The 7,802-nt window shown below is 44.9% G+C and carries 6 protein-coding genes; 5 read left to right on the top strand and 1 reads right to left on the bottom strand.

Annotated elements, in window-relative coordinates; all coding sequences use genetic code 11:
- Positions 1-107: 107 nt before the first annotated feature.
- The 5 genes from minC (at position 108) to QTO00_RS10845 (ending at position 4,362) form a co-directional block, all read left to right on the top strand.
- Positions 108-770, top strand: a complete 663-nt coding sequence (gene minC / locus QTO00_RS10865; protein WP_331424816.1) for a septum site-determining protein MinC — start codon at positions 108-110, stop codon at positions 768-770.
- A 17-nt stretch (positions 771-787) separates the two neighbouring features.
- Complete coding sequence (gene minD / locus QTO00_RS10860) at positions 788-1,600, top strand: septum site-determining protein MinD (RefSeq protein WP_331424815.1); 813 nt, start codon at positions 788-790, stop codon at positions 1,598-1,600.
- Positions 1,601-1,864, top strand: a complete 264-nt coding sequence (gene minE, locus QTO00_RS10855; RefSeq protein WP_331424814.1) for a cell division topological specificity factor MinE — start codon at positions 1,601-1,603, stop codon at positions 1,862-1,864.
- 156 nt (positions 1,865-2,020) lie between these two features.
- Complete coding sequence (locus QTO00_RS10850; RefSeq protein ID WP_331424813.1) at positions 2,021-2,878, top strand: ABC transporter substrate-binding protein; 858 nt, start codon at positions 2,021-2,023, stop codon at positions 2,876-2,878.
- 11 nt (positions 2,879-2,889) lie between these two features.
- On the top strand, positions 2,890-4,362 hold the full coding sequence (locus tag QTO00_RS10845) for a methyl-accepting chemotaxis protein (protein ID WP_331424812.1): 1,473 nt from the start codon (positions 2,890-2,892) through the stop codon (positions 4,360-4,362).
- 515 nt (positions 4,363-4,877) lie between these two features.
- Here QTO00_RS10845 and adhE read toward each other — a convergent pair.
- Complete coding sequence (gene adhE, locus QTO00_RS10840) at positions 4,878-7,577, bottom strand: bifunctional acetaldehyde-CoA/alcohol dehydrogenase (protein ID WP_331424811.1); 2,700 nt, start codon at positions 7,575-7,577, stop codon at positions 4,878-4,880.
- Positions 7,578-7,802 lie beyond the last annotated feature (225 nt).

Genomic DNA, 7,802 nt, shown 5'->3' with positions numbered 1-7,802 from the left:
CAGCAAAACAGTCAATTGGGTGCAAGATAACTTGCTGTGCTTATTCTGGGAATATAACATGACACCCCTAGTCTCAGGCAACGCCCTTAAGAGGTTGTAAGTATAAGATGTCACACGCCCCAGACCTAAAAGGTAGTAGCTTTACTTTGTCAGTTTTACACCTTTCTGACAACAATATTGATGAAACTATTCATTTCCTACAAGAAAAGGTAAAGCAAGCCCCGGCATTTTTTGCTCATGCGCCAGTAGTCATCAATATCTCTAAAGTTGAAGGCGATATAGACTTTACTCGGCTCAAAGCGGGCATATCTCAAGCGGGCATGATTCCTGTAGGTGTCACCGGATGCAAAGATAAACGAACACAAAATCTAGCATCAGAAGCCAAGTTTGCGATTATGTCAGCCAGTAAATCGCCTACGCAAGCTCCTGCGCAGCTGAAGCCGACTAAGATTGTTCGCACTCCGGTGCGCTCCGGTCAACAGATCTACGCGAAAGATTGTGACCTAGTTGTACTTAATCATGTCAGTGAAGGTGCTGAGGTGATTGCTGATGGCTCAATTCATATTCATGGTACATTGCGCGGCCGCGCTATAGCCGGTGCAAGTGGTAACACTGGCGCAGTTATCATCTGTAACAAACTCAATGCAGAACTTATGTCGATTGCAGGTCACTACTGGCTGACCGAGCAATTCGCTGATGAGTTCTGGCAACAAAAAATCATGTTCAGCTTGCAAGACGACTCTCTCAAGTTCGAGTTGTTAACGATTTAATCTCATAAGGAACACATATGGCACGCGTTATTGTTGTCACTTCAGGCAAAGGCGGAGTGGGTAAAACCACCTCAAGCGCAGCAATTGCTTCAGGCCTTGCTGTAAAAGGAAAGAAAACCGCAGTTATTGATTTTGATATTGGTCTGCGTAACCTCGATTTAATCATGGGCTGTGAACGCCGCGTGGTCTACGACTTTGTTAACGTTATCAATGGTGAAGCAACGCTAAACCAGGCGATGATCAAAGACAAACGCACAGAGAACTTGTTCATCCTTCCGGCATCTCAAACTCGTGACAAAGATGCGTTAACCAAAGAAGGTGTACGCCGCGTTCTCGATGAACTTGACGAAATGGGCTTTGATTTTGTTATTTGTGATTCGCCAGCAGGTATCGAGCAAGGCGCGCTAATGGCACTATACTTTGCTGACGAAGCTATCGTCACCACTAACCCAGAGGTCTCATCTGTTCGCGACTCGGATCGTATTCTTGGCATTCTAGATTCTAAGTCTCGTCGCGCAGAAGAAGGTTTAGAGCCAGTTAAGCAGCACCTGCTACTCACTCGCTACAATCCAACACGCGTGACTCAAGGCGAAATGCTAAGCGTTGAAGACGTTGAAGAGATCCTACACATCTCGCTACTAGGCGTTATTCCCGAGAGCCAAGCGGTCCTGAATGCATCCAACAAAGGTGTGCCGGTGATTTTCGATGATCAGTCTGATGCAGGTATGGCTTACGATGATACGGTAGAGCGTCTGCTTGGCCAGCAAGTGGATTTCCGTTTTCTGACTGAACAGAAGAAAGGCATCTTTAAACGACTATTCGGAGGCTAAATGTCACTACTAGAATTTTTCCGTCCGCAGAAGAAGAGTTCAGCAAACCTAGCAAAAGAGCGTTTGCAAATCATCGTCGCTGAGCGTCGTCGCGAGGGTGACCCTGCTCCGTCATACTTACCTCAGCTAAAAGACGACATCCTAAAAGCGATCAGCAAGTATGTCGATATCGACCCTTCAATGGTTGACTTATCATTTGAACAAAAGGATGACGATATATCCGTTCTTGAGCTGAATGTTAAGCTACCAGAAGACGAAAAATAACTTTCCCAACTAATGAGAAAACTGGCTGAATAGCCAGTTTTTTTATTCAAAACTTACTATACTCGTTATTCGGCACTATTGATTAAAATTTCATTAAAGTACGGCATACGGCTGCCGATAGCATACTAATAACAATAAACCTAGTAACGAGGATATATGAAGCTTAGACAATCGCTTGCTTTGGTCTTGCTAGCTTCTTTGTCATCAATGGCTTCTGCCGCTTCTTTAAAAGTGGCAGGGGTACCTGATGATAAAAAGCTACACCTCACCTTAGTCAAGGAGTTCGTTAAACGCTCAGACAGGTTTGACGACATTGAATATATTTATGCAAAAACTGGTGAGCCCGCTGGAACACGAATTTTGGCCGATCTAGAGTCCGGAAAACTCGATATCGCCTGGACTGCCACCAGCACAGATCTTGAAAAACGGTTCATTCCTGTACGATTTCCAATTTTCCGTGGAATGCTGGGAATGCGAATCGGATTAATTCATCAGAAAGACAGCCAGATGCTGGCAAATGTTGACACCAAGGCAGACCTAATGAACTACAAGATCTGTTCTGGTAAAACTTGGCCAGATACTCATATCTTGGATGCAAATGACCTCGTCACCGCGAAATCGCTTAAATATCCAAACATCTTTGAAATGATGCTTGCAGGAAACCGCTGCCACTTTTTCGCTCGAGGCGTAATGGAACCATTCGCTGAAGTTGCTTCTCACCCTGAGCTTCCACTCGCGGTAGATTCCAACATCATGCTGCGCTACCGCATGCCTTATATGCTGTTTGTCAGTAAGAGCAACCCAGATCTCGCAGAGCACATGCTTGAAATTATGACCGAAATATTCGATGAAGGTTTGTATGAAGAAATGTTCTTTAACGACTCTGAAGTTAAAGCGGCACTATCGCAAGCTAACCTCGAGAACAGGGTGATTATCGACCTTGATAATCCTTACTTAACGCCTGAGACTCGTTCAATTCCAGAACGATTCTTCTATAACCCACTTCAGCCATAGTCGAGTTAAACATGAACAAACTTACAAAAAAAATAATGCTGCTAGTTACTGTCGTTATGGCTATAGTGGCGGCAATTGCACTACCAACTCAGTATTTCATCAACAAAAGCTCCATTGAGTCGGAAACACAGCAAACCATTCAAGCAATGGAAAGCGAACTGGCGGTTATTCTGCAAGAGCCTGTCTATGTGTATGACAAGCTACTGATTCAAAACATCATTGATGCCTACGCGCAAAAATCACTGATCTCTGCTATCAAGGTTAATGACCAAAACGGTAAGACACTGGCTCAAGTTGACCTACGTGAAGTTGAATCGCGCGCAACCATCAAGATCACATGGGATAACCTACCTGTTGGTGAAGTCGAGATTGCCTACAACAAGGCTGCAGAAAGACACAAACTGGCCAACATGACCAAGACGTCATCAGCGATTATTTTAGCAATCGTTATCGTCAACATCCTGCTAATCGGCTTTGTTCTTGATAAAGGCGTAGTAACACCAATTAAATTGATGTCTGACCGAATGAATGACATCGCAGCGGGCGGTGGTGACCTAACCTCACGTGTACAAGCTAAAGGCGACGACGAAGTTGCTGGACTAGCGAATGCGTTCAACAAGTTCGTTGAAACGGTACAGTCAATCATTGTCGATACCGCGCAAACAACCGCAGAGCTTAGTACGAATGGTCAAGAGATTAGCCGCTTACGCGACGAGATGAACCAGAAGACTCAAATGCAGTCTGCGCTTACTCATGAGAGCTTAAGCAAAATCGAACAGTTCAACTTGGCAACCAAAGAGATCGCGTCAAACACTGATAGCACGCTGTCACAAACTAACGAAGCGTTGGATCTTAGCCACAAGAGTGGTGAGACAATCAAGCTTAACGCACAAAACATCGACCAACTTGTTAGTAGCTTAGAGAGTGCTGCAGAGTGCGCAAATTCACTCAACATCAGTAGCGAAGATATCGGTCGCGTTATCGAAGTAATCAAAGCGATTGCAGAGCAAACTAACCTACTTGCCCTGAACGCCGCTATCGAGGCTGCGCGTGCCGGTGAAAGTGGTCGTGGTTTCGCGGTTGTTGCTGACGAAGTTCGTGCGCTAGCTTCTAAGACTCATGAATCAACTAACGAAATTGAGTCAATTATTGAACGTCTACAGAGCGAAACTAAAGCGTCGTTCGAAGCAACTCAAGAGTCTAAAGGCTTGGTTGAGAAGACGAAACAGAGCTCAGACGAGATTGAATCGGCACTTGGCGTGATCATTGAGTCGGTCTCCGCTATCAACGGTATGGTTCACTCAGTAGCTTCTGCTTGTGAAGAGCAGTCAAACGTAAGTGCAACCATTGCAGAAGACATGAACCAGCTTGACGCCAGCGCAGGTGAATTAGAAGCGGTTAACTCTAACCTGCAAACTCTAGCAGATGAGATTTCTCACCACACAGGTGACTTATCCGGTCAGATTAGTCGCTTTAAGTACTAATCAAAACTTACCTTCCAAGAGCCCTCATCGTAGGGCTCTTTTTTTGTCTGTGGTAAAGGTTTAGAGATTCCTTACTCTCTCCTTCGTCGCTCTAAGGAATGACGGGGTAATAGAGCGCTGGAGAAATTTAGAGGGTTAATGTGAAAGCATCAACCCTTCTTGTTTTCGAACGCTTCGCTTGGATGCGGGAACGGACTTCGTCCTACGGATAACTGGATAACTGGATAACTGGATAACTGGATAACTGGATAACTGGATAACTGAGGTTAATGGGGATCCTTAGAGAATCAACTATATTTTTCCCGAGGGGCGAAGCCCAATTCCATTTTCCAGAAGCGTAGTGAACCATAGAACGAAGTCCGTCCTAGCAGCGTAGCGATCCGGTTTCCACAGGGCGCAGCCCGTTCCATTTATCCCACACAAAAAAAGCCCCAGTCTTTCGACTGGGGCTTGGTCTTTTCCCGATTTGTAGATTTCGTGCTAGCGAAAACCTACCTCAAACTAAATCTTATCGATTAAGCTTCAGCTTTAGCTTTCTTACCCTTTGGTGCTTTCGCTGCTTCTTGGTCTGCTTTCTTCTTGATAACTGTAGTACCTTCGAAAGTTTCACCTTCAACGAATGCTTTACCGTAGTAAGACGCTAGTAGAACTTCTTTTAGCTCAGTGATTAGAGGGTAACGTGGGTTAGCACCTGTACACTGGTCATCGAACGCTTCAACAGCTAGCTCGTCTAGTTTTGCTACGAAGTCAGCTTCAGAAACACCTGCAGCTTGGATAGACATTGGGATGTCTAGGTTAGCTTTTAGCTCATCCAACCATGCTAGTAGACGTTCAATCTTCTGAGCAGTACGGTCACCAGCTTGGCTTAGGCCTAGGTGGTCAGCGACTTCAGCGTAACGACGACGTGCTTGTGGACGGTCGTATTGAGAGAACGCAGTTTGCTTAGTTGGGTTGTCGTTAGCGTTGTAACGAACAACGTTAGAGATTAGTAGTGCGTTCGCCAGACCGTGTGGTAGGTGGAACTCAGCACCAATCTTGTGAGCCATAGAGTGACAAACACCTAGGAATGCGTTCGCGAATGCTACACCAGCAATAGTTGCCGCGTTGTGTACTTTTTCACGAGCGATTGGGTCGTTTGCGCCGTTCGCGTAGCTTGATGGTAGGTACTCTTTAAGCATCTTAAGCGCTTGTAGAGCTTGACCATCTGAGTATTCGTTAGCAAGAACAGATACGTAAGCTTCTAGAGCGTGAGTTACTGCATCGTAACCACCAAATGCTGTTAGAGACTTAGGCATGTTCATTACTAGGTTAGCATCAACGATAGCCATGTTTGGCGTGATTTCGTAGTCAGCTAGTGGGTACTTAGCACCAGTCTTGTCGTCTGTAACAACAGCGAATGGAGTAACTTCTGAACCAGTACCTGAAGTTGTAGTGATACATACAAGCTCAGCTTTTTGACCCATTTTAGGGAACTTGTAGATACGCTTACGGATATCCATGAAGCGCATTGCTAGTTCAGCGAAGTGCGTTTCTGGGTGCTCGTACATTACCCACATGATCTTAGCTGCATCCATTGGAGAACCGCCACCTAGAGCTAGGATAACGTCTGGCTGGAAGCTCTTCATTGCTTCAGCGCCTTTCTCAACAACAGATAGCGTTGGATCCGCTTCTACGTCGAAGAATACTTGAACTTCGATACCTTGAGCTTTAAGTAGTTTAACTACTTCATCAGCGTAACCGTTGTTGAATAGGAAACGGTCAGTTACTAGGAATGCGCGTTTCTTACCTTCTAGGTCGCCAAGAGCGATTGGAAGGCTACCACGACGGAAGTAGATAGACTTAGGTAGTTTGTGCCACAACATGTTTTCAGCTCGCTTCGCTACAGTTTTCTTGTTGATAAGGTGCTTAGGACCTACGTTCTCAGAGATAGAGTTACCACCCCATGAACCACAACCTAGAGTTAGAGAAGGTGCTACGTTGAAGTTGTAAAGGTCACCGATACCACCGTGAGTAGTTGGGATGTTTACAAGAATACGTGCAGTTTTTAGCTTGTCACCGAAGTAACGGATGCGATCTGCGTTTGTGTCTTGGTTAGTGTATAGACCAGATGTGTGACCGATACCACCGATTTCAACCATAGTTACCGCTTGAGCAACTGCGTCTTCGAAATCGTCAGCGCGGAATAGACCTAGAGTTGGAGATAGTTTTTCGTGAGCGAATGCGTCATCGTAAGATACTTTACCTAGACCTTCACCAACAAGAACTTTAGTGTCAGCTGGAACTTTAACGCCTGCTAGCTCAGCGATAGCTGCTGCTGGCTGACCAACGATCTTAGCGTTAAGTGCGCCGTCGATAAGAAGTACTTTACGTACTTTATCTGCGTCAGCTTTGCTTAGTACAACTGCTTTGTGAGTTGCGAAACGCTCTTTAACTTCGTCGTATACTTCGTCAACTACGATTGCAGCCTGCTCAGAAGCACATACTACGCCGTTATCGAAAGTCTTAGACATTAGGATAGAAGCTACCGCACGTTTAACGTCAGCCGTTTCGTCGATAACTACAGGAACGTTACCTGCACCTACACCGATTGCTGGCTTACCAGAAGAGTAAGCTGCTTTAACCATGCCTGGACCACCAGTAGCTAGGATAAGAGCAATGTCGTCGTGCTTCATTAGAGCGTTTGAAAGCTCTACAGATGGCTGGTCGATCCAACCGATGATGTCTTTTGGAGCACCTGCTGCTACTGCTGCGTCTAGAACTAGTTTAGCAGCATCGTTAGTAGAGTTCTTCGCACGTGGGTGTGGCGAGAAGATGATGCCGTTACGAGTTTTTAGAGAGATTAGAGATTTGAAGATTGCAGTAGAAGTAGGGTTAGTTGTTGGTACGATACCACAGATGATACCTACAGGTTCTGCGATAGTCATTGTACCTAGGTTGTCATCCTCTTCTAGGATGCCACAAGTTTTTTCATCCTTGTATTTGTTGTAGATAAACTCTGAAGCAAAGTGGTTTTTGATAACCTTATCTTCAACAATACCCATGCCAGACTCTTCAACCGCTTGCTGTGCTAGTGGAATACGAGCGTGGTTAGCGGCTAGAGATGCTGCGCGGAAGATTGCGTCTACTTTCTCTTGAGAGAAAGTTGCAAACTCTGCTTGGGCTGCTTTTACGCGAGCTACCATTGCATCTAGTTCGGCCATATTAGTTACAGGCATAGTGAAACTCCTAAATTATTAATATTAAAAACTTTTTATTAAAATCACTGTGGTTCTAAGAACAGAGCATTTAGTAAATCGCTTTCAGGACTGAGTATATTATTTCAGGTTATGAAAAAAATTGACCCAGATCAGTTCTGAAAAAATATTTACCCACTTAGTGGTAACTAAATCTCGTTTTTTCCTACAAACCAATAAAAATCATAGAGTTAAATCACATAATGC

It is taken from the genome of Vibrio sp. M260118, assembly GCF_036533755.1.
Taxonomy (GTDB): Bacteria; Pseudomonadota; Gammaproteobacteria; order Enterobacterales; family Vibrionaceae; genus Vibrio.
The sequence above is the reverse complement of the archived record's forward strand: the minus strand, read 5'-3'. Positions and strand labels throughout refer to the sequence as shown.